Origin of the sequence: Kitasatospora sp. NPDC057904 (assembly GCF_042887925.1) — a bacterium.
In the GTDB taxonomy this organism is placed as follows: domain Bacteria; phylum Actinomycetota; class Actinomycetes; order Streptomycetales; family Streptomycetaceae; genus Kitasatospora.
The window spans coordinates 765437-790974 of sequence record NZ_JBHVOL010000001.1 but is presented as its reverse complement, the minus strand read 5'-3'; the positions used below and the strand labels follow the sequence as shown (position 1 = coordinate 790974).

The 25538-nt window shown below is 75.0% G+C and carries 25 protein-coding genes; 7 read left to right on the top strand and 18 right to left on the bottom strand.

Annotated elements, in window-relative coordinates:
* The first annotated feature begins 31 nt into the window (after nt 1–31).
* Together ACFVSN_RS03720 and galE are read left to right on the top strand one after the other, a co-directional pair.
* A complete protein-coding gene (locus ACFVSN_RS03720; RefSeq protein ID WP_387590257.1) occupies nt 32–679 on the top strand; it encodes a hypothetical protein in 648 nt (215 codons plus the stop codon).
* Nucleotides 680–786: 107 nt separating this feature from the next.
* The gene (gene galE, locus ACFVSN_RS03715; protein WP_387590260.1) at nt 787–1809 is read left to right on the top strand and encodes a UDP-glucose 4-epimerase GalE; all 1023 of its coding nucleotides are present in this window, start codon (nt 787–789) and stop codon (nt 1807–1809) included.
* Nucleotides 1810–1869: 60 nt separating this feature from the next.
* On the opposite strand, the gene ACFVSN_RS03710 is transcribed toward galE, so the two are convergent.
* Together ACFVSN_RS03710 and ACFVSN_RS03705 are read right to left on the bottom strand one after the other, a co-directional pair.
* Complete coding sequence (locus ACFVSN_RS03710; protein ID WP_387590614.1) at nt 1870–2478, bottom strand: lytic transglycosylase domain-containing protein; 609 nt, start codon at nt 2476–2478, stop codon at nt 1870–1872.
* Nucleotides 2479–2626: 148 nt separating this feature from the next.
* A complete protein-coding gene (locus ACFVSN_RS03705) occupies nt 2627–2833 on the bottom strand; it encodes an antitoxin (RefSeq protein WP_380495625.1) in 207 nt (68 codons plus the stop codon).
* Nucleotides 2834–3103: 270 nt separating this feature from the next.
* Between ACFVSN_RS03705 and ACFVSN_RS03700 the strand changes: the two genes are divergently transcribed.
* The 3 genes from ACFVSN_RS03700 to ACFVSN_RS03690 all read left to right on the top strand — a co-directional run bounded on the left by ACFVSN_RS03700 (nt 3104) and on the right by ACFVSN_RS03690 (nt 5915).
* Entirely contained in the window at nt 3104–3718 is a 615-nt protein-coding gene (locus ACFVSN_RS03700) for a DUF6542 domain-containing protein (protein ID WP_387590263.1), read from the top strand.
* The gene (locus ACFVSN_RS03695) at nt 3711–5303 is read left to right on the top strand and encodes an LCP family protein (protein WP_387590266.1); all 1593 of its coding nucleotides are present in this window, start codon (nt 3711–3713) and stop codon (nt 5301–5303) included. The genes ACFVSN_RS03700 and ACFVSN_RS03695 overlap by 8 nt, the downstream gene beginning before the upstream one ends.
* A gap of 168 nt (nt 5304–5471) precedes the next feature.
* On the top strand, nt 5472–5915 hold the full coding sequence (locus ACFVSN_RS03690) for a winged helix-turn-helix transcriptional regulator (RefSeq protein WP_387590269.1): 444 nt from the start codon (nt 5472–5474) through the stop codon (nt 5913–5915).
* A 57-nt stretch (nt 5916–5972) separates the two neighbouring features.
* Here the strand turns inward: ACFVSN_RS03690 and ACFVSN_RS03685 are convergent, their stop codons facing one another.
* Complete coding sequence (locus tag ACFVSN_RS03685) at nt 5973–7529, bottom strand: DUF6777 domain-containing protein (RefSeq protein ID WP_387590272.1); 1557 nt, start codon at nt 7527–7529, stop codon at nt 5973–5975.
* Nucleotides 7530–7810: 281 nt separating this feature from the next.
* On the opposite strand from ACFVSN_RS03685, the gene ACFVSN_RS03680 reads away from it, so the two are divergent.
* A complete protein-coding gene (locus tag ACFVSN_RS03680; RefSeq protein WP_387590275.1) occupies nt 7811–9151 on the top strand; it encodes a streptophobe family protein in 1341 nt (446 codons plus the stop codon).
* Nucleotides 9152–9172: 21 nt separating this feature from the next.
* Here the strand turns inward: ACFVSN_RS03680 and ACFVSN_RS03675 are convergent, their stop codons facing one another.
* The 4 genes from ACFVSN_RS03675 to ACFVSN_RS03660 all read right to left on the bottom strand — a co-directional run bounded on the left by ACFVSN_RS03675 (nt 9173) and on the right by ACFVSN_RS03660 (nt 13699).
* Nucleotides 9173–9547: a DUF1304 domain-containing protein gene (locus tag ACFVSN_RS03675; RefSeq protein ID WP_387590278.1), complete on the bottom strand. Its 375-nt coding sequence runs from the start codon at nt 9545–9547 to the stop codon at nt 9173–9175.
* A 14-nt stretch (nt 9548–9561) separates the two neighbouring features.
* Complete coding sequence (locus ACFVSN_RS03670; RefSeq protein WP_387590281.1) at nt 9562–10566, bottom strand: serine/threonine-protein kinase; 1005 nt, start codon at nt 10564–10566, stop codon at nt 9562–9564.
* A gap of 41 nt (nt 10567–10607) precedes the next feature.
* Entirely contained in the window at nt 10608–11186 is a 579-nt protein-coding gene (locus tag ACFVSN_RS03665; RefSeq protein ID WP_387590283.1) for a hypothetical protein, read from the bottom strand.
* A 140-nt stretch (nt 11187–11326) separates the two neighbouring features.
* Nucleotides 11327–13699 (bottom strand): FHA domain-containing protein, encoded by a 2373-nt coding sequence (locus ACFVSN_RS03660; RefSeq protein WP_387590286.1) that lies wholly within the window; start codon nt 13697–13699, stop codon nt 11327–11329.
* A 133-nt stretch (nt 13700–13832) separates the two neighbouring features.
* On the opposite strand from ACFVSN_RS03660, the gene ACFVSN_RS03655 reads away from it, so the two are divergent.
* The gene (locus ACFVSN_RS03655; protein WP_387590289.1) at nt 13833–15185 is read left to right on the top strand and encodes an acyltransferase; all 1353 of its coding nucleotides are present in this window, start codon (nt 13833–13835) and stop codon (nt 15183–15185) included.
* Nucleotides 15186–15205: 20 nt separating this feature from the next.
* On the opposite strand, the gene ACFVSN_RS03650 is transcribed toward ACFVSN_RS03655, so the two are convergent.
* The 11 genes from ACFVSN_RS03650 to ACFVSN_RS03600 form a co-directional block, all read right to left on the bottom strand.
* Complete coding sequence (locus ACFVSN_RS03650; RefSeq protein ID WP_387590292.1) at nt 15206–15991, bottom strand: DUF3050 domain-containing protein; 786 nt, start codon at nt 15989–15991, stop codon at nt 15206–15208.
* A 29-nt stretch (nt 15992–16020) separates the two neighbouring features.
* A complete protein-coding gene (locus ACFVSN_RS03645) occupies nt 16021–16983 on the bottom strand; it encodes an alpha-ketoacid dehydrogenase subunit beta (RefSeq protein ID WP_387590295.1) in 963 nt (320 codons plus the stop codon).
* Nucleotides 16980–17978, bottom strand: coding sequence for a thiamine pyrophosphate-dependent dehydrogenase E1 component subunit alpha (locus ACFVSN_RS03640; protein ID WP_387590298.1), 999 nt, complete (start codon nt 17976–17978; stop codon nt 16980–16982). The genes ACFVSN_RS03645 and ACFVSN_RS03640 overlap by 4 nt, the downstream gene beginning before the upstream one ends.
* On the bottom strand, nt 17975–18886 hold the full coding sequence (locus ACFVSN_RS03635; protein WP_380439880.1) for a phytanoyl-CoA dioxygenase family protein: 912 nt from the start codon (nt 18884–18886) through the stop codon (nt 17975–17977). Before ACFVSN_RS03635 ends, ACFVSN_RS03640 begins: the two co-directional genes overlap by 4 nt.
* A 49-nt stretch (nt 18887–18935) precedes the next feature.
* Nucleotides 18936–19916 (bottom strand): 4-hydroxyphenylpyruvate dioxygenase, encoded by a 981-nt coding sequence (gene hppD / locus ACFVSN_RS03630; RefSeq protein ID WP_387590302.1) that lies wholly within the window; start codon nt 19914–19916, stop codon nt 18936–18938.
* Nucleotides 19917–19970: 54 nt separating this feature from the next.
* Nucleotides 19971–21215: a beta-ketoacyl-[acyl-carrier-protein] synthase family protein gene (locus tag ACFVSN_RS03625; RefSeq protein WP_387590305.1), complete on the bottom strand. Its 1245-nt coding sequence runs from the start codon at nt 21213–21215 to the stop codon at nt 19971–19973.
* Nucleotides 21212–22864 carry a class I adenylate-forming enzyme family protein gene (locus ACFVSN_RS03620; RefSeq protein ID WP_387590308.1) on the bottom strand — a complete coding sequence of 551 codons (1653 nt, stop codon included), beginning with the start codon at nt 22862–22864 and terminating at the stop codon, nt 21212–21214. The genes ACFVSN_RS03625 and ACFVSN_RS03620 overlap by 4 nt, the downstream gene beginning before the upstream one ends.
* Before the next feature lie 228 nt (nt 22865–23092).
* Nucleotides 23093–23605: a hypothetical protein gene (locus tag ACFVSN_RS03615; protein ID WP_380439872.1), complete on the bottom strand. Its 513-nt coding sequence runs from the start codon at nt 23603–23605 to the stop codon at nt 23093–23095.
* A gap of 250 nt (nt 23606–23855) precedes the next feature.
* Nucleotides 23856–24974, bottom strand: coding sequence for a beta-ketoacyl synthase N-terminal-like domain-containing protein (locus ACFVSN_RS03610; RefSeq protein WP_387590311.1), 1119 nt, complete (start codon nt 24972–24974; stop codon nt 23856–23858).
* A complete protein-coding gene (locus tag ACFVSN_RS03605) occupies nt 24971–25231 on the bottom strand; it encodes an acyl carrier protein (RefSeq protein ID WP_380495589.1) in 261 nt (86 codons plus the stop codon). Before ACFVSN_RS03605 ends, ACFVSN_RS03610 begins: the two co-directional genes overlap by 4 nt.
* Nucleotides 25228–25521, bottom strand: a complete 294-nt coding sequence (locus ACFVSN_RS03600) for a phosphopantetheine-binding protein (RefSeq protein WP_387590314.1) — start codon at nt 25519–25521, stop codon at nt 25228–25230. The genes ACFVSN_RS03605 and ACFVSN_RS03600 overlap by 4 nt, the downstream gene beginning before the upstream one ends.
* Nucleotides 25522–25538: the final 17 nt, after the last annotated feature.

Sequence of the window (25538 nt, the reverse complement as noted above, 5' to 3'; positions counted from 1 at the left end):
CACGCCCCCACCCCCACGAGGAACCCCCGCCATGCGCACCCGAACGCTCCTCGCCGCCCCCGCGCTCGCCGTGACCGCCCTCGGCCTCGCCGCCCTCCCCGCCTCCGCCCACGGCGACACCGTCCACCTGGAGATCCCCGGCCAGCAGAACGGCCACGTGACCACCGTCGCCACCTTCGAGAACGACCGCGACCCGGTCGTCGACGAGTTCGCCGGCACGCTCGCCGCGACCTCCGGCGACGGCCGCTCGGCCGGCCCCTGGGTGCTCGTCCCCGTCCCGGGCCGCCCCGGGACGTACACCACGCGCGAGACGCTGCCCGCCGGGCACTGGAAGGTCACCGTCGACTGCGCCTTCCCGTCGCTCGGGCACGGCGAGCGCGAACTCGACGTCGAAGCGGCCGCGATCACCGACCCGGCCCCGGCGATGACCGGCCCCGCCCCGGCCGGGCCGTCCCTCCCGCCGTCCGTCTCGCCGGTCGTCCCGCCGTCCGTCTCACCGGTCGTCAGCAGCGCCGGCCCCACGTCCGCCGCCGCCCCCGAGGCCGCCCACGCCGCCGCGCCGCCGGCCCACGAGACCACGTCGGACACGACCACCTGGGCCGCCATCGCCACCGCCACCGCGGCCGTCGTCCTCGTCGCCGTCGGCTACTGGCTCCGCGCCCGCGCCGCCCGCCGCTGACCCTTGCCGCCACGGTACGTGGTGGAACCGTCCGCTCCGCGCCGCCGTCCCTGGTCTCAGGACCGGCCGCCACCCGGCGGCCGGACGGACGAAAGCGAGCGCGGCCTATGAAGAAGGTCCTCATCACCGGCGGGGCGGGTTACATCGGCAGCACGGTCGCGTCCACGCTGCTCGACCGGGGAGTGACCCCGGTCGTGCTGGACGACCTGTCCAGGGGCCGGGCCGAATTCGTCGAGGACAGGATCTTCTACCAGGGCGACATCGCCGACTCCGAGCTCCTCGACCGGGTCTTCGCCGAACACCCCGACATCGACGCCACCCTGCACTGCGCGGCCCGGATCGTCGTCCCGGAATCGGTGGCCAAGCCGCTCTACTACTACCGCGAGAACGTCGCCAAGACCGTCGAACTCCTCGACTCCCTCCAGCGCCACCACTGCACCCGCGTCGTCTTCAGCAGCTCGGCCTCCATCTACGCGCCCACCCCGGACGGCCGCGTCGACGAGACCTGCGCCGTCGACGCCCAGAGCCCGTACGCGCGCACCAAGCAGATGATGGAACGCATCCTCCAGGACTGGACCCGCGGCGAGGACGCCGAGGACCAGCGCGTCATCACCCTGCGGTACTTCAACCCGATCGGCGCCGACCCGCAGCTGCGCACCGGTCTCCAGGACCTCCACCCCTCGCACGCCCTCGGCAAGCTGATCGAGGCCCACGGCGCCGGCACCCCGTTCACCGTCACCGGCACCGACTGGGCGACCCGCGACGGCTCCGGCATCCGCGACTACATCCACGTCCAGGACGTCGCCGACGCCCACGTGGCGGCCCTCCTGCGCTTCGACGAGGTGATCGCCCCGGGCGCCGCCGAGCGTTACCGCGTCGTCAACGTCGGCACCGGCGAGGGCACCACCGTCCGCGAACTGGTCGCCGCCTTCGAAACCGCCGTCGGCGCCCGCCTCGACGTCCGCGAGGCCGGCCCCCGCCCCGGCGACGTCATCGGCTGCTACGCCGCCATCGACACCGCCGAATCCCTCCTCGGCTGGACCCCGCGCCGCACCATCACCGAAGCCGTCACCGACGCCCTGGCCTGGCGCTCCAAGTGGACCACCCAGCTGAGCAGCACGACCCCCTGACGGCCACCCCCTGACGGCCGGGACCTGGCGGACCGGGTCCGGCCGCCCGGGCCCGCCGGGTCACTTCACCGCGTCCGCGGACTTCTGCCAGTTGTCGTGGAGGCGGTCGAGGTAGGACTGCGCCTGCGAGCCCGGTTTGGCGCCGCGGGCGAAGGCGAGCATGTTGGAGGAGCCGGTGTTGTAGCCGAGGGCGAGGAGTTCGTCGCGGGTGTAGGGGCCGGCGGGTTTGGCGGGGAGCTGGTCGGCGAGGTCGCGCAGGTGCCAGGACTCGGCCTGGACGGCCAGGTTGCGGTCGTCGGGGAGCTCTTCCCAGCGGCGGGAGGCGAAGTCGCGGCCCTTCTTGGTGTCGTCGAACGCGGCGCGGTGCATGTTGGCGATGCCGAAGGAGGCGTCGGGCTTGCTGCGCTGCCAGGCGCGTTCGAGGTCGGGGTCGTGCGGCTTGTAGGACTCGTTGTAGAGGATCGCCATCACGAGCTGCGGGTTCACGCCCGCCTGGGCCGCGTACTCGCGGACGGGCTTCGCGTAGTCGGCGGGGTCGTAGTCCCGCAAGGAGGACGGCGCGGGGGGCGAGGAAGGGGCGGACGAGGAGGACTCGGCGGACGAGGAGGAGGCCGGGGGGGCGGAGGGTGAGGCGGACGGTGCACCGGGGTGGTCGCCGCCGCGGATCATGCCCCAGCCGACGGCGACCACGAGGCCGACGGCGATCCAGCGTCCCCAGCGGGGTCCGCCCTGTTCTTCGCTCACCGTTGCCGGCCCCTCCCCGTCCGTCCGGAATTCCGTTCGATATCCGTACTGGTGGACGTGCGTCCGGCGGGTGCTACTCGCCCGGCTTCCGCTCGCCGTCGAGGTTGCGGAGGAAGTCCTTGGCCTTCTCGACACCGGTGTCGATGTGGCCGCTGTACTTGCCGTCCGTCCGGTCGTCGATGGCGTCGCCGACCTTGTCCAGACCCTGCCCGATCACGTCGCTGTGCTCGCGGGCGAGGTCGGTGGCCTTGTCCGCGAGGTTCTTCAGACTCTCAAACATGGTGACGCTCTGCTCCTCTGATGCGTTCCTGTTGATGTGCCGACGTGGCGGGGGGCATGATCGTTCGGATCATGACCATCCTAGCGACGGCCACCCGGTGGTCCGCCGGTGCGGAGCACGGCGGGTGACTTTGCTGAAATGGGTTTGTATGCTCCAGTCCCGCTTCTACAGCGCTGTAGAAGCGGGAACCGCTGCCTGGACGCTCCGCGTCCCGGCACGCAGAGCGGCGCGCTCGCGCCGCGGCAGCCGAAACGATCGAGGGAAGTGCGCATGGCCGGGCAGCGGGCGAGAACGCCGTACCAGGAGGCCGGGCCGCGCCCCGACGACGCCGCAGTCCCCGCGCAGCGGTCGCGTTCGGCGGGCGCGGGCGAGCCGGCCCCGGCGGCCGGCTCGCGGGGCCAGCGCGCGAACGCCGCCGCGCGGCGCAAGCAGCAGGCGCAGAAGCGCGGGAGCCTCGTGGCGGTCGTGCTGGCGATCGGCCTGCCGCTGGCCGGCGCCGTGGCGGACGAGCTGGGCGGCCCGGGCGTCGGCGTCTTCTTCGCCGTCGCCGCCGTCCTCGGCACCGGGCTCGCCGCGCTGCTGTGCAGCCCGGCGGGCCGCTGGTGGGTGGTGACCGGCGCGCCGCTCGTGGTGCTGGTCACGGCCTCCGCCACGGAGTACGTGTTCAACGGTGACCAGTACCAGAACACCAAGCAGCTCGGCACGGGCGCGCTGCGCTGGGTCGTCGGGGCGTTCCCGGTGATGGCGGCGGCGGTGGTGGCGGCGCTCGTGGTGATCGTGGCCAAGGCCGTCGTCGACCGGCGGCGGCCGGAGGGCCGGCAGCCGGAGGCCAGGGCCGGCGGCGGCGGGACATCCGACGGCAACCGGAGGAGTCGACGTGGCTGACCGCAGGACCCCGCGCGGGCGGGCCGCGCGCAGCGGGCCGGCGCCGCTGGCGGTCGCGGCCCGCACCATCGCCTGCGCCGTCTCGGTGGCCGTGCTCGGGGCGAGCGGCTTCACGTGGTACGAGTACCGCAGCCTCGACGACGGCATGACCAAGTCCGGCGCGCTCGGCGAGGCCAAGAAGAACGCCCCGCCGCACCTCGACAAGTCGGTGAACCTGCTGCTGATCGGCCTCGACAGCCGCAAGGACATGGACGGCAACGACCTGCCGAAGCAGTTCGTCGAGGACGAGCTGCACGCCGGGTCGAGCGAGATCGGCGGGTACAACACCAACGCGCTGATCGTCCTGCACATCCCGGCCAACGGCGGCAAGGTCACCGCGCTGTCCGTCCCGCGCGACGACTACGTGCAGACGGTCGGCGCGGACGGCAAGATGCACAAGATCAAGGAGGCGTACGGGATCGCCAAGGAGGCCGCCGAGGCGAAGCTCGCCAACAAGGGGCTCTCCAAGGCGGAGCTGGAGCGGCAGAGCCGCGAGGCGGGGCGCTCGGCCACCATCCAGACGGTGCAGAGCTTCCTGGACGTCCCGATCGACCACTTCGCCGAGGTCAACCTGATCGGCTTCTACGACATCGCCAAGGCGGTCGAGCCGATCCAGGTCTGCCTCAACCACCCGGTCGACGACCCGATCATCGCCCGCACCGCGAGCCACGAGGGCGGCGGCACCGGGCTCAAGCTGCCCGCCGGCATCAGCTCGCTGGACGCCGCCCAGGCGCTCTCCTTCGTCCGCCAGCGCCACCACCTCACCAACGGCGACCTCGACCGCACCCACCGCCAGCAGGCGTTCATCTCCTCGGTCGAGTACAAGCTCAAGCAGCAGGGCATCCTCAACGACTTCGGCCAGATGCAGAAGCTCTTCGGGGTGGTGAAGAAGGACGTCGTCATCGACAACGAGTGGAACATCCTCGACTTCGCCCAGCAGGCGCCCAACCTCACCGGCGGCAACGTCGAGTTCAACACCCTGCCGATCACCGGGTTCAAGACGGTCGGCGGCCAGGAGGTCAACACCGTCAACCCGGACCTGATCAAGAAGATCACCCGGCAGCTCTTCAGCCGCGACCCGGCGCCCGTCCAGGCCGCGCCCGATCCCGGGGACGCCGCCGCCGCGAGCGCCGCGCCCACGACGGCCGCGGCGACGCCCGCCAAGGACAAGGCGACCGTGGACGTGCTCGCGGTGACGGCCGCCGGGCCCGGCGCGGCGGCCAACGAGTCCAAGGCGCTCACCGAACTCGGCTACCCGGCGGGCAAGGTGGGCGACGCGGCGGTCAAGACGAAGACCACCACGGTCACCTACGGCACCGGCGCCAAGGCCGACGCCCAGACGATCGCGGCCCGCTACGGCGTCACCGCGACGGCGGCCTCGGGCGTGCCCGCGGGGCACGTCGTGGTCACGCTGGGCAGCGCCCGTGCCGCCACGCCGAGCGCCGCGCCGTCCGCCGCTCCCTCCGGTGATCAGGGCGACCCGGCGGCCGGCCTCCCGATGCAGGGACCGGCGGTCAAGGCGGGCGGGATCCCCTGCGTCGACTGAGGGCCGGCGGGTTATGAGTGCCCACGGGTTCCGAGGGCCGGCGGGTTCGCGGGGCGGTGGCCGGAGTCCGTGGCCGCCGTCCCGCGGCCTGCCCCGGAACGCCCGCCGGGTTCGATGGCAACCGATACCCTGAGTGACCGGAACGACCGAGGAGGAGAGGCGGCGGACGTGCCGAAGCGCACCACGCACGAGGAGTCGGCCTGCCCGGTCGCCCGTCCGCTCGACGTCGTCGGCGACGGCTGGACGCTGCTGATCGTCCGCGACGCCTTCGACGGGCTGCGGCGCTTCGGGCAGTTCCAGAAGAACCTCGGCCTCGCGAAGAACGTCCTGTCGGCGCGCCTCGCCAGCCTCGTCGCGAACGGCGTCTTCGAGCTCGCGCCCGCCGCCGACGGCGGCCCGTACCAGGAGTACCTGCTCACCGAGAAGGGCCGCGCGCTGTTCCCGGTGGTCACGGCGCTGCGGCAGTGGGGCGACCAGTGGTTCTTCGGGGCCGACGAGCCCCGCGCGCGCCTGGTCGAGCGGGCGTCCAGCGCGCCGGTCGCGCCGGTGGAGGTGCGGGCGGCGGACGGGCGGGTGCTCGGGCCGGACGACACCCGGGTGCTGCTGCCCTGACGCGTGCCGCTGCCACCGGCGGGCCGAACGGCCGGTGGCAGCGGGGGAGTCACGCGATCAGGGGGTCGGGGCCGAGGTCGTTGCGCAGGCCGGCAGCGTGGCCGGGGCGGTGGTCGCGCACGTCGCCGTCGGGGTGTGGACCGTCGGCGTGTGCGTGGGAGTCGTCGACGTCGTGGTGCCGGCGGATGTGGTGCCCGCGGACGTCGTCTTGAGGGACGCGGTCGCCGTGGGCGGGCACGTCGGCAGCGTGCCGGGTGTGCCGGCCGGCCGGCACGTGGCCGTCGACGTCGGCGTGCCGGGGGAGGTGGTGGTCGCCGTCGCCTTCGTTTCGGACGGGCTGCCCGAGGAGGACGACGGCCCGCCCGACGAGGTGGTCGAGCCGGAGGTCGTGGACCCGGAGGTCGTGGAGCCCGACGTGGTCGAGCCGGACGTCGTGGACCCGGACGTCGTGGACCCGGAGGTGGTCGAGCCGGAGGTCGTGGACCCGGACGTCGTGGACCCGGACGTCGTCGAACCCGAGGTCGTGGAGCCCGAGGTCGTCGAACCCGAGGTCGTCGAACCCGACGTCGTGGTCCCCGAGGCCGATGTCGAGGCCGTCCCCGACGGCGTGCCCGGCCGCCACGGCGTGGGCGGCGGGATCCACGGCACCAGCGGCTCCCTCGGCGGCCCCACGGGCCGGTCGATCACTTCGAGCCGTCCGGTCACACGGGAGAACCAGCCGCCCGTCTGGATGTTGACCAGGATGATCTCGGTCACCGGCTGCGGCGCCGGCACGACGATGATCAGCGTGGTCGGCTCGAAGCCCTGCCACGGCCTGCCGATGTACTTGGCGTTGGCCACCAGCACCGGCGCCTTCAGCGGGTTGCCGCACGAGCAGCGCACCCGGGGCACGCCCTGCGCGTCCACCAGGACGGCGGTGCCGGCCTGGAGCGCGGACTGGTACTCCGTCACCACGCCGCTCTTGTAGTTGTGGTTGGTCACCCGGGTGTCCACGCGCAGGTACGCCGAGGTGAGCGAGCGCAGGTAGGACGGGATCGTGCCCTGGTCGATGCCCGCGGCCGACGCCCAGGCCCGGCCGACGTCGCCGGTCGAGACCATCGCGATCAGCCGCTCGGTGTCGCAGCTCGGCTTGGACATCGTCCCGCCGTAGACCCCGCTCGACGTCCCCTGCACGCTGTGTAGGGCGGCCGGCGAGGCGCTGTGGCCGGGTTGCTGCGCGGGGGAGGTCACCGGGGCGGGGGCCGGGGCGCTCACCGGGGTGGTTTCCACCGATTGGGTGAACGGGTCGGGGCCCGAGTCGGCCGGCGCCTGCAGCGCGACCTCGTTGGCGGTCGGCACCATCTCGTTCTTGCTGCCGCCGCTCTGGTTGTTCACGACCAGCACGGTGGCCACCACGGCCGCCGCCAGCACCCCCGCGCCCACCGCGATGCCGCGTCCGGAGCGCCACCACGGACGGCGGGGCCCGCGCCCTGGGCCGCCGGTGGGCGGTCCGGACTGTCCCGGCGGCCCGGAGGGCGGTGGCGGGACGGAGGGCGGGCCGGCCGCGCCGCCGCCCGAGAGCGGGCCGGACGGGGGGCCGACGGGCGGGCCGGAGGGAGGGGGTTGGGAACTCATGGCGGCTCCGTTTCGTAGGCGGCCGGCGCAGAGGGCCGGCGGGGAACGCTTCTGCCGCTGGGTTCCATTTCTCCCCCCGTGCCCCGGATGTCGCAACAGCGGGCACGCGCACCGTCGCCGCGCGTGCCGACGCCGCTTCGGCCAGGCTGGAAGCCGTCCGGCAGACCCGGGACCGTCCGGCGCACCGGAAGTCGTCCGGCACACCCGGACCGTCCGGCAGGCCGGAAGCCGTCCGGCGCACCGGAACCCGTCCGGCACCCGCAGGAACAGCAGGAGGCGACATGCAGCAGGCCGCGACCGCCCCCGCCGGAGCGCCCGGCGCCGTGCGCGGGTGGCTGGACGCGCTCGCCGTCGTCGTGGCCGGGCTCGCCGCGATGGCGGCGGTGGCCGCGCTCGGCCTCTGGCTGGCCGGCGCGAGCGACCTCCCGGACGGCGGGTTCCCGTCGGTGCTCGCCGCCACGGTGGCGCTGGCCGTCGGCGGGTCCGTCCAACTGGACGGCGGGGCCGGTCAGTTCGCCGCCGTGGACGCCGGGATCAGCGCGATGCCGCTGTCCGTCGGGCTGGCCGGCGCGGTGGTGATGGCCGAGGTGTTCCTGCGTCAACTGCGCTTCCGCGCGGTGACCGGCGGCAACGAGTTGCTCGGCCGGATCGTGCGGACGGTGGTGCTCTGGCTGCTCGCCCTGGTCCTGCTCACCCTCGGCGCCTCGCACACCTTCACCGTCCCGCTCGGCGGCGGCATCGAGCAGGCCATCGGCAACGCGCTCGGCCTGACCCCCGAGGTGGGCTTCCACGCGGACGGGCCGACCACGGTCGGGATCGGGCTGGCGTGGCTGCTCGTGGTGCTCGCGGGCACGTTCGCGGTGTCCCGGCGGGCGCCGCTGCCGCGCGCGCTGCTGCCGTACCAACAGGCCGTGCGCCCGGCCGCGTTCGCGCTCTGGACGGTGCTGCTCGGGTACGTCGCGATCGGCGTGGTGGCGGGCGTGCTGACGGCGCTCGCGCACGGCAACGGGCGGCAGACGATGGCCGTCGTGCTGCTCGCCCTGCCGAACCTCGGGTGGCTGGCGTTCGGCGTCGGGCTCGGCGCCGAGTGGCACGGCCGGCTCTCCGGAGCCCTCGGCCTGCCGGTGCCCAAGCCGCTCGCCGACGTGCTGCGCGCACCGGAGGGCCACGAGGCGACGGTGAGCCTCGGCACCCTCGCCGACCAGGACGCGCGCAGCTGGTGGCTGCTGCCGATTGCCGCCGTCCTGCTGCTCGCGGCCGGCTTCCTCGCGGCCTACCGCTCGCCGAGGAGCGTCCCGCTGTGGCAGCACGCCGTCCGGCTGGCGCTGGCCACGGCCGTGGCGGTCGCCCTGATCGGGGCGTGGACCCGGGTGGACGCCGACTACGGGCTGTCCGTGCTCGGCGTCGGCGTGGGGGAGAGCGGGCTCGGCGGCCTCCTGGGCTCCGTCCTCGGTAGTGCGGGCGGCCCCCTGGCCGGGCTCGGCAACGGCAGCCTCACGCTCCACCCGTACTTGTGGACGGCCGTGCCCCTGGCAGCCGGCTGGGGACTGCTGGCCGGTGCTCTCGGCGCGCTGCTCGCGGCGCGCGTCGGACGCCGGGGCGAGGTGCCGGAAGAGGGCTGAAGCGTGTGACCGGTCGGGGCCTCAGAACGCCTCGGCCAGCAGGACCACCACCGGGGGCAGCGCCTGGGCGAGGGCACCGCGCCAGACCTTGGGTTCCGAGACGAACAGGATGACCCCGCCGGCGATCATGAAGGTGCTGACGTAGGTGATCATCGCCCGACCGGCGGTGTCGTGCCGGGTGTGCAGCAGGACCAGCCCCGCGACCAGGCCCAGCGCGAGGAACAGGTTGTAGAAGCCGACGTTGAAGCGCCACACCCGCACCTCCGGGGCGTCCGCCGTGCTGCCGGTGAGCAGGAAGCGCACGCGCGGGTGCCCGTACAGGAAGCTCTCCAGCGGCCACGCGATGATGTGGACGGCGGCGGCGAGCATGGCGAAGACCTGGCTGACGGCGTTCATGGGGCGTACCGCTCCTATCCGCCGCGCGGCGGCGGGTGGACGACCGGCGCGGCCCACGCGGGCGGCTCGGGCACGGAGGAGACCGCGGCGACCGCGGGGACCACCTGGGTCGGCGGTCCGCCGCCCGTCCAGGCGGCGGGCGCGGCGACGGAGGCCACCGCCGCGCGCAGCTCGGCGACGAACTGCAGGCAGGTCGCGTACCGGTCCTCGGGCGCCTTGGCGAGCGCCCGGGCGACCACGGCGTCGACGGCCTCGGGCAGGTCGGGGCGGTGCTCGCGCACGCGGGGCGGCGGGTCGTTGAGGTGCGCCCAGAGCAGCGCGAGGTCGCTCTCGCGGCGGAACGGCGGTGCGCCGGCCAGCATCTCGAACACCACGCAGCCGAGGCCGTACTGGTCGCAGCGCCCGTCCAGCGGGCGGCCGGAGATCTGCTCGGGCGCCGCGTAGTCGAGCGTCCCGACGATCTGGCCGACGCTGGTCAGCCCGCTGAGCGACAGGGACTTCTTGGTGAGCCCGAAGTCGGCGAGGTACAGGTGCTCGGGGTGCTCGCTGTCGGTGCCGGCGGCGACCAGCACGTTGCCGGGCTTGACGTCCCGGTGGACCAGGTCGTGGTCGTGCGCGGCGTCCAGGGCGGAGGCGATCTGCAGGGCCAGCCGGGCGGCCCGGTCGACCGGGAAGGGCCCGCTGCGGCCCATCAGGGCGCGCAGGTCGCCGCCGTCGACGTAGCGCATCGCGATGAACAGGATGCCCTCGTGCTCCCCGGCCTCGAAGATCGGCACGATGTGCGGGTGGTCGATCGCGGCGGCGGCCTCGGACTCGTGCATGAACCGCTGCCGGAACACCTCGTTGCGGGCCAGCTCGGGGGCCAGGAGCTTGACGGCGACGGTCCGGCCGAGCCGCAGGTCCTTCGCGCGGTAGACGACGGCCATGCCGCCGCGCCCGACCTCGCCCTCCAGGCGGTAGCCGGCGACCTCGCGCCCGACCATCCCGGCGGGCAGGCCGGCGGCGTCGGCGGGCCCCATCGGGCTCTCGGGGGGCGGGCCGGTGCCCGGTCCGGACGGGATCACGGTTCGGCCGCCCGGGTGCGGGCGTAGTCGTCGGGCTCCGCGGGGGCAGGGGAGGCGGGTTCTACGGGGGCGGGGGAGGCGGGCTCCGGCTCGACCCGGTCGGTGGCCGCGTACGTCTGGAGCTGGAGCCCGTCGCAGTAGCACCAGCGGTCGTGCACCGGGTCGAACACCCACAGCGCCTCGCCGTCGACGACCAGGCCGACGCGCAGGCCGCGCGTCTGCTCCCGGAAGGACTCCAGGTCCAGGGCGCCGGCCGCCAGCCGCTCCAGCAGCGCCCGGTGGCGGTCCAGGGCGGCCGCCGCGTCGGCGAGGGCCGGGCGCGGGTCGGCGGTGCGGGCGGGCGGACCGCCGGCGACCGGCGGGGCGTCCGGCAGGGTGATCAGCAGGCGGGCGTCGACCCAGGCGGTCCAGCCGTTGGAGCACAGCACGCGGGCCCAGTCGCCCTGCCGGGCGACGAGCCGCACGGGGAGCAGCTCGTCCAGCCGGGCCGACGGCCGGGCCGGGTCGGGGGCCGCCCAGGTGGCCATCCCGCCGGGCGGGGCGATGTGGGTGGGGCGGAACGCGAACTCGTCCATGCGCGGCACATTTCCTCCGCCGCGCGGGCCGGCGCCCGGGGGTCGGGCCCCGGGGCGGGGGCTGCGTGCGGCACTCGCACCACAGGTCGGTTCCCACTCTACCGGCGGCGGGCCGGGGCTTCCCGGCGCGGCGGCGCCGGCTACTTCCGCATGACGGCGGGCTCGTGGCGGCGCAGCAGGGCCAGGACGAGCAGGCCGTACGTCACCGAGAGCGCGGCCAGCGCGGCCATGCCGAGGAGCCAGCCGCGGCGCTCGTGGCGGAAGAGCGGGTCGGCGGTGAGGACGGTCGGGAAGGACAGGTTGCGCAGGTCGACGGTGCGGGCCATGGCGGACAGGCCCCAGCGGGACGGCACGAGCCAGGACGCCTGTTCCAGGCCGGGCACGCCGTGCAGCTTGAGCATCAGGCCGGTGAAGACGATCTGGACCACCGAGACGAGCACGAGCAGCGGCATGGTGGCCTCCTCCTGGGCCACCAGCGCCGAGACCAGCAGCCCGAGCATCATCGCGGAGAACGCGAGCACGGCCACCGCGACGATCAGTTCGGGCAGTTGCGGCATCACGACGCCGGTGGTCACCGCGGGCGGTGCGCCCGGCGGCAGCTTGGGCTCGATCTTCACCCCGGCGATGCCGACCACGGTCAGCAGCGCGGCCTGACCGACCGTGACCGCGCCGAGGACCACGACCTTCGAGACCACGTACGCCGACCGGGACAGTCCGACCACGCGTTCCCGCCGGTAGATCGCGCGCTCCTTGACCAGCTCGCGCACCGAGTTCGCGGACCCGGTCAGCAGGGCGCCGAGGCAGAGCGTGATCAGGCAGTTGATCGCGTTCTCCTGGGAGATCCGGGTGCCCGCGATCGCCCGGCACATGCCGCCGATGACGAAGGGCAGCACGACCATGATGGTGAGGAAGAGCCGGTCGGCGGCCAGCACTGCCGTGTAGCGGCGCACGAGGGTGCCGAGCTGGGCGAACCAGCCCTGGGGCTTCTCCCGGCCGATGGCGGGAGAACCCGGGGCGGCGGGTCCCCTGGGGACGGCCGCGGCGGCCTCGGCGGCGATGTACCGGTGGTACTGCGGCGAGGCGCGGAAGCGCTGCTGCCAGACGCCCCGGTCGTCGCTCTCGAACGCCTCGAACGCCTCCGGCCACTCGTCGAAGCCGAAGAACGCCAGCGCCTCCTGCGGCGGCCCGTAGTAGGCCGTCCGGCCGCCGGGGGCGAGCACCAGCAGGCGGTCGCACACGCTCAGGCTCAGCACGCTGTGCGTCACCACGACCACCGTGCGGCCGTCGTCGGCCAGGCCGCGCAGCATGTGCATCACCGAGCGTTCCATGCCCGGGTCCAGGCCGGAGGTCGGCTCGTCCAGGAAGAGCAGTGAGGGCTTGGTCAGCAGCTCCAGGGCCACGCTGACCCGCTTGCGCTGGCCGCCGGAGAGGCTCGCGATGACCTGGTCGGCCCGCTCGTCCAGGCCGAGCTCGTGGATCACCTCGGTGACCCGCGCCTCGCGCTCGTGCGGGTCGGTGTCGCCGGGGAAGCGCAGCTCGGCGGCGTAGGACAGGGCGCGGCGCACGGTGAGCTGGGTGTGCAGGATGTCGTCCTGCGGCACGAGGCCGATCCGGCGGCGCAGTTCGGCGTAGTCGCGGTAGAGGTCGCGCCCGTCGTACAGGACGGTGCCCTCGTCGGCGGGGCGCAGCCCGGTGAGGGCGTTGAGCAGCGTGGATTTGCCCGCGCCGCTCGGGCCGGCCACCGCGAGCAGCGCCTTCTCGGGGAGCGGGAAGCCGACGCGGTCGAGCAGCACCCGGTGGTCGGGGCCGACGCGGACGACGAGGTCCTGCACGTCGAGGGAGATCTCGCCGGTGTCGGTGTACTCGACGAGGTGGCCGTCGGACAGGCACAGCGCGGAGTGGCCGATGCCGATGATGTCGGCCGGGCCGACGGGCGCGCGCCGGACCGGGCCGCCGTTGAGGTAGGTGCCGTTGTGGCTGTCGAGGTCGACGATCTCGTGTCCGCCGCCGGGCAGTTCGCGCAGTTCGGCGTGGTGGCGGGAGACCACGAGGTCGTCCAGGACGAGGTCGTTGTCCGGCGAGCGGCCGATCCGCACGGCCCGGGCGGGCAGCGGAAGCACGGCGCTGGGGCTGCGGAAGGTGCCGGAGGACTGCGGGGCGACCAGGGACGGGCGTTCGCCGGGCGCGGGCCGGGGGAGGCCGGCGAAGGTCGCGGACGGGCCGTCGGCGGGGTTGCCGAAGCGCACCCGGGTGCCGGGGCCGACGTCCTCGGCGCTGATCCGGCGCCCGTCGTCGTAGGTGCCGTTGGTGCTGCCGACGTCCTCCAGCTCCCAGCGGTCGCCGATGGCGTGCAGGACGGCGTGGTGCCACGAGACGCGGGGGTCGTCCAGGACGATCTCGCTCGTCGGGTCGCGGCCGACGTGGTAGGACCGGCCCGGATCGATCAGCTGCGAGTCGGTGTCGGTGACCACCATCAGGGGCGGTGCCACGGGTGCGGCCAAGCGCTCTCCCATGGTCGGCATTGTATCGCCGGGGGTGTCCGGGGGCGCGTTTTCACCCGGTGATTGGACTGGACCACTGGATCCGCGCGCCACTATCGTTCGGCGTGCCCGCACGCCATCCGCCGACCACCCGGGGACGGAACGCATGAACGCCTGGCCGGAGTTGCGCCGCTCCCGGACCGTGCGAGCGGGCCGCGCGCCCGGCACCGTCCTGCGCTGCGGACTGATGGACACCATGCTGGCCGACCTCGCCGTCTCGGTCGTGCTCTTCTTCGACCGGCCGCTCGACGACGAGCGGCTCGCCGCCGGCCTCGCCCGCGCCCTCGACCGGGTCCCGGTCTTCGCCGGGCGGCTGCGCACCACCGCCGGCGGCGCCCTGGAGGCCGTCTGCGACGACGCCGGCGTGCCCTTCGACGTGCACGCCGTGGACGGCACGCTCGCCGAGGCGATGGGCCGCGTCACCGCCGCCGGCGCCGAACTGGTCGACCCGGTGGACGCCCCGGCCGCGCGCACCGGCGGCGGGCCGCTGTTCACCGTCCGCGTCACCCGTACCGCGGACGGCGGCACCGTGCTCGGCTGCTCCTGGCACCACGCCGTCGGGGACCTGCAGAGCTTCATGCTGCTGATGCGCGCATGGTCGGCGGCGGTCGAGGGCGAGCCGCTGCCGGAGGCCGAACTCGTCGCCGACCAGGACGCGCTGCTCGACGAGGTGCTCCCCGCCGAGGACTGCGGACGGCCCGGCTTCCGGCTGCCCGACCCGGTCGAGGCCGCGTTCCTGGCCCGCGAGGTGGCGGCCGGGCCGCGCGCCAACCGGACCGTCCAGATCTACTTCGGGGACGCCGAGATCGAGCGGATGCGCGCCGACTTCGGCGCGGCGGCCGGACGGCGACTTTCCGCCGGGGACGTCCTCTGCGCCCATGTCGTGTGCACCATACGGGAGTTGGACGGCGACGAAGCCGAGCGAATGCTCACCGTCCCGGTGAACGCCCGCCGCTGGCTCGGCCTCTCGCCCGCCCATGTCGGCAACCTGCTGAGCGACCTGCACCTCGCGCACTCCGCGAAGGACGGGCCCGCGGCGCTCGCCGCCGCCCTGCGCGCGGCCGTCGCCGACTTCCCGGCCGAGCACCTCAACCTGCGGGCCAACCTGCGCTTCCTGGCGGCCGTCGGCCGCGACCGGCTGGGCGACTGCGTCCCGGTCGGCTTCGACCCGGCGGCCCGCCGCTTCAGCTTCTCCAACTGGAGCCGCTTCGGCGCGTACGACGTCCGGTTCCAGGGCGAGCGGCCGGTGTACTTCAGCCCGGCCGCCAACTACCCGCTGCCGTGGGTCTGCTGGACGGTCGAGGGCTTCCGCGGCACCGGCCTCCTGGCCACCGTCGTGCTGCCCGCCCGGCTCGCCGCCCGCGTGCGCGGGGCGGAGGGCCGGGCGGCGCTGCACCGCTTCCGCGACCCGGCCGACGAACTGCCCCCGCCGGCCGCGGCCGTGCCTCGAGTGATCTGATGATCCGTCGGAAAGCTTCGTCAGAAAGCCTTCTCGATGGCCGTCCAGAGCTGCGTCCTGGCCCGCAGGGCGAGCCGGACGGTCTCGGCGCACGCCGCCCACTTCGCGTCGTCCTCGCCGCACAGGTCGATCAGCATCTGCATGGCCATCGGCGTGTGCTGCTCGCCGTCCACCTCGATGTGCCGCACGAGGTAGTCCTTGAAGACGGTGAGCGCGCCGTCCGGGTCGTCGATCCGTACCACCTGGGCGAACATGTCCGGGATCAGGTCCTCCCGGCCGAAGGCGAAGGCGGCGGCCCGGCAGTGCACGGGCGCGTTCTCGACGATCGACCACGTGGTGCCGGTGAAGTCGGCGGCGGCCTGCGGCACCCCGGCCGCCTTCAGTGCCTCCGGGACGGCCGTGCCGGCGCCCAGCAGCTCCAGGAAGGCCTCGACCGGGCCGGTGTCGGCGCCCGCCCGGCGCATCCCGTCGACGTACAGCTCGAAGTGGCTGGTGTAGCCCTCGCCGAGCTCGTCGCTCTCCTCGACCAGCACGATCTCGTTGATCAGCCGCCGGCTCGCGGTCGGACCGGCCGGCACCCACAGGACGTCGACGCAGGTCAGGTCGCGCTGGAGGCTCTTGAGCAGCGACATGAAGTCCCAGACGGCGAAGACGTGGCTCTCCAGGAACGTGCGGACCCGCCCGAGGCCGGTCAGCCCGCCGTAGACGGTGTGGCCGACCACCTCGCGGCGCAGCGGGTCGACGGCCTGCTGGAGGCCGGTGAGGCCGGGGTGCGAACGGTCCCAGTGGTAGCGGTTGGTGGACATGCGGAGTCCTTTCGGGGGAGAGGGAGGGGCTACTTGAGCACCGCGTACAGCGCGCGGCGCAGCTGGTCGCGGCTCGGCTGGAGGGCGCGGTCGAGGACGGGGGCGAACGGCAGGACGGCGCCGTCCGGGCGGGTGACCCGGCGCGGCGGGGCGGTGAGGCGCAGCTCCTCGGCGGCGGTGGCGAGCACCTCGGCGCCGAAGCCGCAGCTGCGGTTGGAGTCGTCGAACACGACCAGCCGGCCGGTGCGTTCGAGCGAGGCGGCGAGCGCGGGCCAGTCGAGCGGATGGAGCGTGCGCGGGTCGAGGACCTCGACGGAGATCTCCTCGGCGACCTCCTCGGCCACCGCGAGCGCGTCGTGGACGAGGTGGCCGACGGCGACGACGGTGACGTCGGTGCCGGAGCGGTGGATCCGGGCCCGGCCGAGCGGGACCGGCGCGAGCTCCCACGTCACCGTCTCCCGGCCGGGCAGGGCGGCGGCGGGTGCGAACAGGACGACCGGGTCCGGGTCGCGGATGGCCGAGCGCAGCAGCCCGTAGGCGTCGGTCGGGGTGGCGGGCACGACCGTCTTCACCCCGGCGTGCGCGAAGAGGCTGTACGGGTGGTCGGAGTGCTGGCCCGCCCAGCCGTCCCGGGAGCCGGAGCCGGGCACGACGCAGGTCAGCGGCACGCCCGCCTGGCCGCCGGTCATCAGGGAGAACTTGTGGGCCTGGTTGACGAGTTGCTCGAAGACCAGGAACAGCAGCGAGGGGATCTGGAACTCCAGTACGGGCCGCCGCCCTTCGAGCGCGGCGCCGATCGCCATCGCGGTGAACGCCTGCTCGGAGAGCGGGGTGTCGACGATCCGCTCCGGGCCGAAGCGCTCCAGCAGCCCGAGCGTGGGGCCGGCCAGGCCGGCGCCGATGTCCTCGCCGAACACGCAGACCGCAGGGTCCGCGGCGAGCTCGTCGGCGAGCGCCCGGTTGAGCGCCTTGGTGTACGACAGGCGGGTCATGCCACCGCTCCTGCTCTGGGGCGCAGCCCGTCGGCGTACAGGTGGTCGGCGGCGCCGGCCGGGTCGGGGTGTGCGGATGCCAGCGCGAAATCCTCGGCACTGGAAAGGAGTTGGGAGACTTCTGTGTCGATCGTGGCGACCGCGGCGGGGTCGAGCAGGGCGGCGGCCCGGGGCAGTGGGTCGCGGGTGCGCCAGGCGTCGACCTCCTCGGGGGTGCGGTAGCGCGGTTTCATCCGGCGTTCCATGGTGTGGTGGCCCTCGAAGCGGTAGGTGCGGCACTCCAGGAAGGCCGGGCCGCCGCCGCTGCGCGCCCGGTCGACGGCGCGGAGGGCGGCGGCGCGGACGGCCTCGGTGTCCATCCCGTCGACCTCCTCGGCGGGGATGCCGAAGGCGGCCGCCCGGCCGGTCGCGCTGCCCGCGACCGCCGCGGCGGCGGGCAGGGTGGTCGCGTAGCCGTTGTCCTCGCACACGAAGACCACCGGCAGCCGCCACATCGCCGCGAGGTTGAACGACTCCAGCACCACGCCCTGGTTGAGCGCGCCGTCGCCGAAGAACGCGACCGCGACCCGGCCGCCGCCGGCCTGCCGGGCCGCCCACGCGGCGCCGACGGCGATCGGCGCGCCCGCGCCGACGATGCCGTTGGCGCCGAGGATGCCGAGCGACAGGTCGGCGGCGTGCATCGAGCCGCCCCGGCCGCGGTTCAACCCGTCCACCCGGCCCGCGAGTTCGGCGAGCAGCCGGTGCGGCGCGGCGCCCCGGGCGAGCACGTGGCCGTGGCCGCGGTGGGTGCTGGTGAGCCGGTCGGTGGGGCCGAGCGCGGAGCAGACGCCGACCGCGACGGCCTCCTGTCCGATGTACGGGTGGATGCCGCCGGGGATCGCGCCGGCCTTCACGAGGGCGAGCGCGAGTTCCTCGAAGCCGCGGATCAGCCGCAGCATCCGGTACCGCTCGGCGGGAGTGCCGAGCGGCGCCGTCGCGGCGGCCGTGCCCGTCACAGCGCCCCTTGCCAGATCGCCGGGCAGAAGTCCGGGTCGGCGTAGTCGGGCCGGCCGTCGGCGGTGCGGCGGACCAGCACGTCGTGGTTGTAGACCACCGGGCCGCCGTCCGGCCGCTCGTGCCGGCGGTAGGCGTTGGCGCCGTCCTGGAGGTGCAGCGAGACGGCCCGGCGGGGGAAGGACGCCAGGTTGGGGCCGCTGCCGTGGTAGGTGCGGCAGTGGTGGAAGCTCATGTGGCCACGCGGGATCGGCATCGGGACCTTCCGCACCTGCTGCCCGTTGTGGGCGGCGTTCGCGGCGAGGATGGCCTCCAGCTCGGAGCCGTCGCGGTCGGCGAAGTGCCGGGTGGAGTCCTCGCCGGAGGCGAGCTCCTGCCAGCGGTGACTGCCGTCGATCATGGTGATCGTGCCGTTCTCGTCGCCGCAGTCGTGGAAGGGGATGAACGCGGTGAGCATCTCCTCCGAGGTGCAGGTCTGCCAGTAGTGCTTGTCGAAGTGCCACGGCACCCGGTTGGTGGGCTCCTCGGGCACCGGCGGCTTGTAGATCAGGGTGGCCTGGAAGATCCGGATCTCCTCGGCCCCGGCGAGCAGCGCGGCGACGGCGCCGACCAGCGGCTTGCGCAGGACCGCGCCGATCGCGTCGCTCTCGTAGTGGACGTAGTCGTTGTGCCGCTGGACCGGGCCGTCCGCCGGCGTCCAGGAGGCCAACCGGGCCGGACGGACGGGGAGTTCGCGGTCGCGGTGGCCCGCGTAGTAGAGCTCGGTGGCGGCCTGGAGGGAGTCCAGCTCGGCGTCGCTGAACAGCCTGTGGGACAGGTACCAGCCGTACGTCCGGTAGTGGTCGACGTCGTCGGGGGTGGGCAGCAGCGCTCGTTCGGCGTCGGTGAGGTGGAACTCTGCGGTGGTCACTGATGTGCCTTTCGAGGGTGGGCCGGGCGTGCCTTTCGAGGCCGGTCGGTCACCGGGCGGCGGCCGAGCTCTGCCGCTCGACGGCCTCGTACAGGGCCCTGATGTTGGCGGTGCCGAAGGTGCCGGCGCCCTGGCGCTCGATGAGCTCCAGGAAGTACGTCCGCCGGGGGTGGGTGGAGCGGGCGAAGATCTGGAAGAGCTGCCCGCCGTGGTCCTGGTCGACCAGGACGTGCAGTTCGCGCAGCGTCCCCACCGGGATGGCGGTCTCGCCGAACCGCTCGGCGAGGGCGTCGAAGTAGGCGTCAGGGGTGCTCAGGAACTCGACCCCGCGGGCCCGGATCGTGCGGACGGCGGTCGCGATGTCGGCGGTGCGGAAGGCGAGGTGCTGGACGCCGGCGCCCTCGTTGGCGGCGAGGAACTCGTCGATCTGGCCGGGGCGCCGGCCGGTGTCCGGCTCGATCAGCGTGAAGGTGACCTCGCCGGAGGCGCTCTGCACGACGCTGGAGTCCATGGCCTGCTCGCCCACCTCGATGTACTCGCCGAAGATCCGGTGGAGGCCGAGCGCCGCCTCGCAGAACCTTACGGCGTCCGCGAGTTGGCCGCCGGGGACGCAGATCGCGACGTGGTCGAGGGCGTCCAGCAGCCCGGGCGCGGCCGCTCCGGCGCCGGGCGGCACGAACCGCAGCGCGACGTCGCCGAAGCCGGCGACCAGTGCGCCGTCGCGGTCGAGCACCCGGGCGCCGTGCCGCTCGGCGCGCTCCACGGCCGCCTGCGGGTCCTCGCAGCCGAGCGCGAGCACGGCGACGCCGTCCCCGTGCCGGGCGACGAACTCGGCGACGGGATGGCCGGGCCGGGCGGCCGAGACGAGGTGCAGGCGGATGTCGCCCTGGTGGACGCGGACGGTGCGCAGGCCGTCGGGCGAGGTCTGCGGGGCGTCGGCGGCGAAGCCGTAGTCGGCGCGCAGCCCGGCGGCCGTCTTGTCGGCGTCCGCGCACGCGAACTCGACATGGGTGATGGTCTGGATGGACAACGGGATCTCCCCCTCGGGAGCGACGAAGAGCGGGTAACGGCCGGTGGCGTCGGGCTACTTGGCGCGCCTGGTGGACGCCGGGCCGAGGATCAGGCTGAGGTTGTGGCCCCCGAAGGCGAAGGCGTTGCTCAGCGCCGCGCGCACCGGCGCGGTCCGGGCCGCGCCCCGGACGTGGTCGAGGTCGCAGGCCGGGTCGGGGTCGGCCAGGTTGCGGGTCGGCGGCAGCGTTCCCCGTGCCACCGCGAGCGCGGTCACCGCGGCCTCCAACGCGCCTGCGGCGCCCAGGAGATGCCCGGTCGCTCCCTTGGTGGAGGAGACGGCCGGCGGCTGCGGCCCGAACACGGCGCGCAGTGCGGCGGTCTCGGCGGCGTCGCCGAGCCTGGTGCCGGTGCCGTGCGCGTTCACGTAGTCGATGTCGCCGGGCGCGAGGCCCGCGTTGGCCAGCGCGGCGCGCATCGCGTCGGCGGCGCCCGCGCCGTCGGGGCGGGGCGTGGTCGGGTGGTGGGCGTCGGTGGAGGCGCCCCAGCCGAGGACGTCCGCGTACCCGGCGGCGTCGCGCGCGTCGGCGTGCCCGGCGCGCTCCAGGACGAGGACGGCGCTGCCCTCGCCGAGCACGAAGCCGTTGCGGCGGGCGTCGAACGGCCGGCTCGCCTCCTCCGGATCGTCCCAACCCTGGGCCAGCGCGCGGGCGTTGGTGAAGGCGGCGGCGATCGTCGGGTGCAGCGAGGACTCCGTCCCGCCGCACACCACCACGTCCGCGTCCCCGGCCCGGATCAGCCGCAGGCCCTCGGCGACCGCCTGGGCACCCGCCGCGCAGGCCGTCACGACGGCCGAGCTGTAGCCGCGGATCCCGTGCTTGATGGCGATCCGGGCGGTCGCCATGTTGGAGAGCATTCCCGGCAGCAGGTACGGGCTGACGCCCGGCCGGCCGCGCTCCAGGCGGCGGTGCGACTGCTGCTCGAAGGTTTCGAGCCCGCCCCCGCCGGTGGCCAGCACGACGGCCGTCCGGTGCGGGTCCACGTCCCGCCCGACGACCAGGCCCGCGTCGGCGAGCGCGTCGTCCGCGGCGGCCAGGGCGAGCAGCACGAATCTGTCCACGCAGCGGGTCTCGGTGGGCGGCAGCACCTCGCGGCCGTCCACCGGGGGCGCGATCCCGGCGACCGGCAGCCAGCCGTGGGCCGGATGTCCCTCGGGCACGGCGCTCAGGCCCGAGCGGCCCGCCGCGAGGGCGTCGAAGACGTCGGCGGGCTTGCGGCCGAGCGGCGAGACGAGCCCGAGGCCGGTGACGACAACGCTCATGCCCGCACCTCCGCCAGGTGGCGCTCCCGCAGCAGGACCTTGCGGACCTTGCCGGTCGGGCCGAGCGGGAGGTCGTCGGCGCGGACCACGAGCACCCGGCGGACGGTCGCCGCGGCGGCCTCGTCCAGGGCGGCGACGACGTCCTTCGTCCGGTCGGCGGCAGGGTCGGCGCCGTCGGAGAGGAGGAGCAGCACGTCGGTGACGACGCGCTCGCCGTCCCGGACGGCGACGACCGTGCAGTCCGTCACGTCCGGGCACGCGGCCAGCACGCGTTCCTCCGACATCGCGGTGAACAGCCGGGAGCCGTCGCCGAGTTCGACGGAGTCGACGGCCCGGTCGACGTGGTAGTAGTAGCCCTCCTCGTCCCGGTACACGAGGTCGCCGGTGAGGAAGCGGCCGCGGATCCTGGTGCGGAAGGTGGTCGCCGAGTCGTTCCAGTAGCCGAGTGCCAGGGTCGGCGAGGCGGTGGCGAGTTCGCCGATCTCGCCGGGGCCGAGCGGTTCGCCGTCCGGGCCGACGACGGCGCAGTCGACGAAGGCGTGCGGGCGCCCGACGCAGCGCCCGTAGCGGTCGGTGCCGGGCCCGTGGGTGATGAAGAAGTGCGAGTGGCCCATCTCGGTGGAGCCGAGCCCGTCGACGAACAGCGAGCCGGGTTCGCGGGTGCGGCCGGCGCGGGTGACGGTCTCCCGGCTGCCGGTGGCGATCAGGCGGCGGATGTGCGTCTCGTGGGCGCAGTCGCCGGTGTTCCACCACAGGGCGACGGACGCGAGGTCGCGCGCCGCCAGGTCGTGGCGGGCGAGGTCGGCCCAGGTGGCGGCGAAGCCGACCACGCCGGACGGCTGCCAGCGCTCGATCGCGTCCAGCACACCAGTGCCGGACTGGCTTGAGAGCAGCGCGAGTCGGGTGTGCGAGCTGAGCGCGAGGTTGACCGCGATCAGGGTCGCCGCGTGCGGCGCGGGCAGCGCGCTGAGCATCCGGTCCTGCCCCTGCGGGCGCGGCAGCCGCAGCCGGTGGCGGATCGCCGCGTACAGGCTCGCGTGCGAGTGGACGACGGCCTTCGGCATCCCGGTCGTGCCCGAGGAGTGGGTGATCGCGACCGGGTCGTCGGACCAGTGCCGGTAGGGCTCCGGTGCGGCGTCCGGGTCGCCGGCGCCGAGGGTGGCGATCTCCGGGAGCAGCCGGGCGCCGGGCTCGTGGCCGGCCAGCGCGGCCAGGTGGGCCGGGTCGGCGAGGACGCCGGCGGCGCCGAGGCGGGCGGTGTAGCGGGCGGCCCGCTCGCCGTCCAGGTGCGGGTTGAGCAGGGCGGGGATCGCGCCGAGGCGGCCCAGAGCGAGGAAGGCGAGCACGTGGTCGGCGGCGTCGCTCGCGTAGACGACGACGGGGTCGCGCCGCCCGATGCCGAGGCCGTGCAGGGCGGCGGCGCGGGCGCGGACGGCGCGGTCGAGCTCGCGCAGACTGAGGGCGTGCCAGGCGGGGTGCTCGTCGACCTGCGTGTCGAAGGTGAGGAGCGGGTCGTCCAGGCCGAGGCCGAGCTCGAGGCGGCTGGTCAGTACGGAGCCGGCGCCGACGTCCGGGTCGTCGGCGAGGAGGCCGCGGACGCGGCTCGTCGTGGCAGGCGTGGTGCGTGCGGTCGTGCGGGGGGTGGTCACGGGGGCGGATCCCTCCCTCGGTGCCGGGGTTGGCCCCGGCGGTGGGCTTGGGGCTGGGCGCTCGGGCCGCGCGTGCGCGCGGCGACGGCGGCGGCTGTCCCGGGTGTCCTGACCCGGGTGTGTGTGCGGGTTCGGGCGGCGGTGCCCGGGTGTGTGGGCCCGGGCGACGGAGGCGGGGGCGCAGGTGTGCCCGGCGTGGCCGGCAACGGCGGCCGGCGGCAGGTCGGTTCAGCTCTCGACGAGGAGGGCGACGGCCCGGTCGCCGTCCTCCTCCTGTTCGGCGGCGAGGACGAGGACCCGGTCGGCGTCGCCGTCGGCGAGGAGCAGCGCGGCCAGGTCGAGCGCGTCCGCGGGGACGGTGCCGGGCGGGGCGGGCTCGGCCGGGCTGATCGCGACGACGGGGCCGGTCAGGCCCCAGCGGGCGGCGATGTGCCCGAGGACGGCGTTGGGGTTGGACTGGAAGAACAGCAGCGGGGCCGTCCGGCGGCCGGGTGCGGCGCCCTCGTCGATGGCCCGCGCGGTGGCGCGGTCGCCGCTCGCGCTGGCGAGCAGCAGCGCCGTGCGCCCGGGCGCGGGTGCGTCTCCGTGGTGGGCGCGCAGGCAGCGTTCGGCGGTGTGGGCGACGAGGGGGTTGAAGGTGGAGGCGGCGAAGCCGGGCAGGGGTGGCAAGGGGTCGTCCGCCCGGTCGGGGTCGGGCCAGTGGGCCTCGGCGAGGATGCGCAGGGGCGGCGGCAGGAGCATGGGCGGGGCGGTCCTGGTGTGGGCGGAGGGAACCGGGGGCGGTCGGCGGTGTGCGTCCGGGCGGTTCCGGGGTGGGCGGGAGCTTGTCGGGCGGGGCTGTACGACGGGCGCGTCGCGGGTGGATGGTTGGTGTGGTCCGCTCGTGCGCGGGTGGAGCCGGGGCGGGGTGCCTGGCGTTCCGGACCCGGCCGGGTGTTCGGAGGGGTCGGCCCGAAGCCTGCCTGCGCACCGACCGGTTGACGGTCGCCGCTCATGCGCGGGCCACGAGGAGGGCGGTGTTGGCGCCCCCGAAGGCGGAGTTGAGGCTGAGGGCGTAGCGCGGTGCGGCGGCGCGCGGTCCGTCCAGGACGAGGTCGAGGCCGACGTCCGGGTCCGGGCCGAGCCAGCCGGCGTTCACCGGGAGCCGTCCGCTGCGCAACGCGCTGATGGTGACGGCGAGTTCGAGCAGCGCGGAGGCCTCCAGGGCGTGGCCGTGGACGGACTTGCTGGAGCTGACCGGCAGGCGGGCGGTGTGCGCGCCGAACACGCGGTGCAGCGCCAGGGCTTCGGCCCGGTCGGCCAGCGTGGAGCCGGTGCCGTTGGCGTTGACGTAGCCGACATCGGCCGGCCCGGCGCCCGCGCGGGCGAGCGCGGCCCCGATGGCGCGGGCCACGCCGGCGCCGTCGGGCTCCGGGCGGCACACGTGGTGGGCGTCCCCGGTGCGGCCCCAGCCGGCCAGCCGGGCGAGCGCGGTGGCGCCGCGCCGCTCGGCGGCCGGGGCGGCCTCGACCAGGACGGCGGCAGCCGCGTCGCCCAGCAGCGTGCCGGTCCGGCCGGTGCTGAACGGGCGCAGCTCGCCGTCGCGGGCGAGGGCGCGGCCCGCGTCGAAGACCGCGAACACGCCCGGTTCGACGAGGTGCCCGGCGGCCACCAGCACCCGCTCGTGCCGCCCGGCGGCGACCAGCGAGGCCGCGTCGGCGACGGCGGTCGCCGCCGCCACGCAGGCACCCGTGTAGACGCGGGTGACGCCGTGGAGTCCCCAGGCGGCGCCGAGTCCGGCCGCGACGGCGTCGGCGGTCGCGCGGGTGCGCAGGTCGCCGTGCAGAGCGAGCAGGACGGGTGTCGCCGCGCCGTCGGCGGCGCCGAGCCCGGCCTGGCGGCAGGCCTGGCCGACGGCGTCCAGCACCGCGTCGGCGAGCGGCACCGGCGCGGGCAGCAGGGCGGCCCGGGTGGTGCGGCACGCGCTCACGTCGAAGCGGGTGACGGTACCGAAGGCGGCCTTGCCGTGGGCGGTGGCCTCGGTGAGTTCGCCGAGGCCGCGCCCGGCCGCGCTGAGCACGCCGACGCCGCTGACCACCGGACGGGCGGCGGCCGGGAGGACGGCGGTCATGGCTGCGCGGCTCCGGGGGAGGTGCTCGCCAGGAGGGCCTCGCGCAGCAGTCCGGTGGCGTCGTCGACGGTCCGCACGGCGGCGAAGCGCTCGTCGTCGAGGTCGACCTCGATGCCGTAGCGCTGCTCGAACTCGGCGATCAGCCAGGTGAGTTCCAGCGATCCGAGCTCGTCGGGCACGGTGTCGGCGGCGCGCTGCCCGAACGCCGCCAGCATGTCCACGACCTCGGCGCGGTCCGGCAGGCCGGCGCGCGTCACGCGGCGCTGCCGGCGGCCGCGCCGGCCGGGTCCTGGGCCCCGGCGGCCGCGATGCGCCGGACGACGTCGGCGGTGAATTCGTCGAGCGTCATCATCGCGGTGGTCTCCATCTCGTCGAGGTCGAACTTGACCCCGAACTCGTCCTCGACCTGGACCGACAGGTCGGCCAGCGCGAGCGATTCGAGGTCCAGCCCGGCCGGGCCGAGGTCGGTGTCGCCGGTGACCCCGGAGACGTCGTACTGCATCTGGGCGAGGGCGGAGAGGACGAAGTCGCGGACGCGGTCCTGCATGGAGGGCTCCTAGGAGA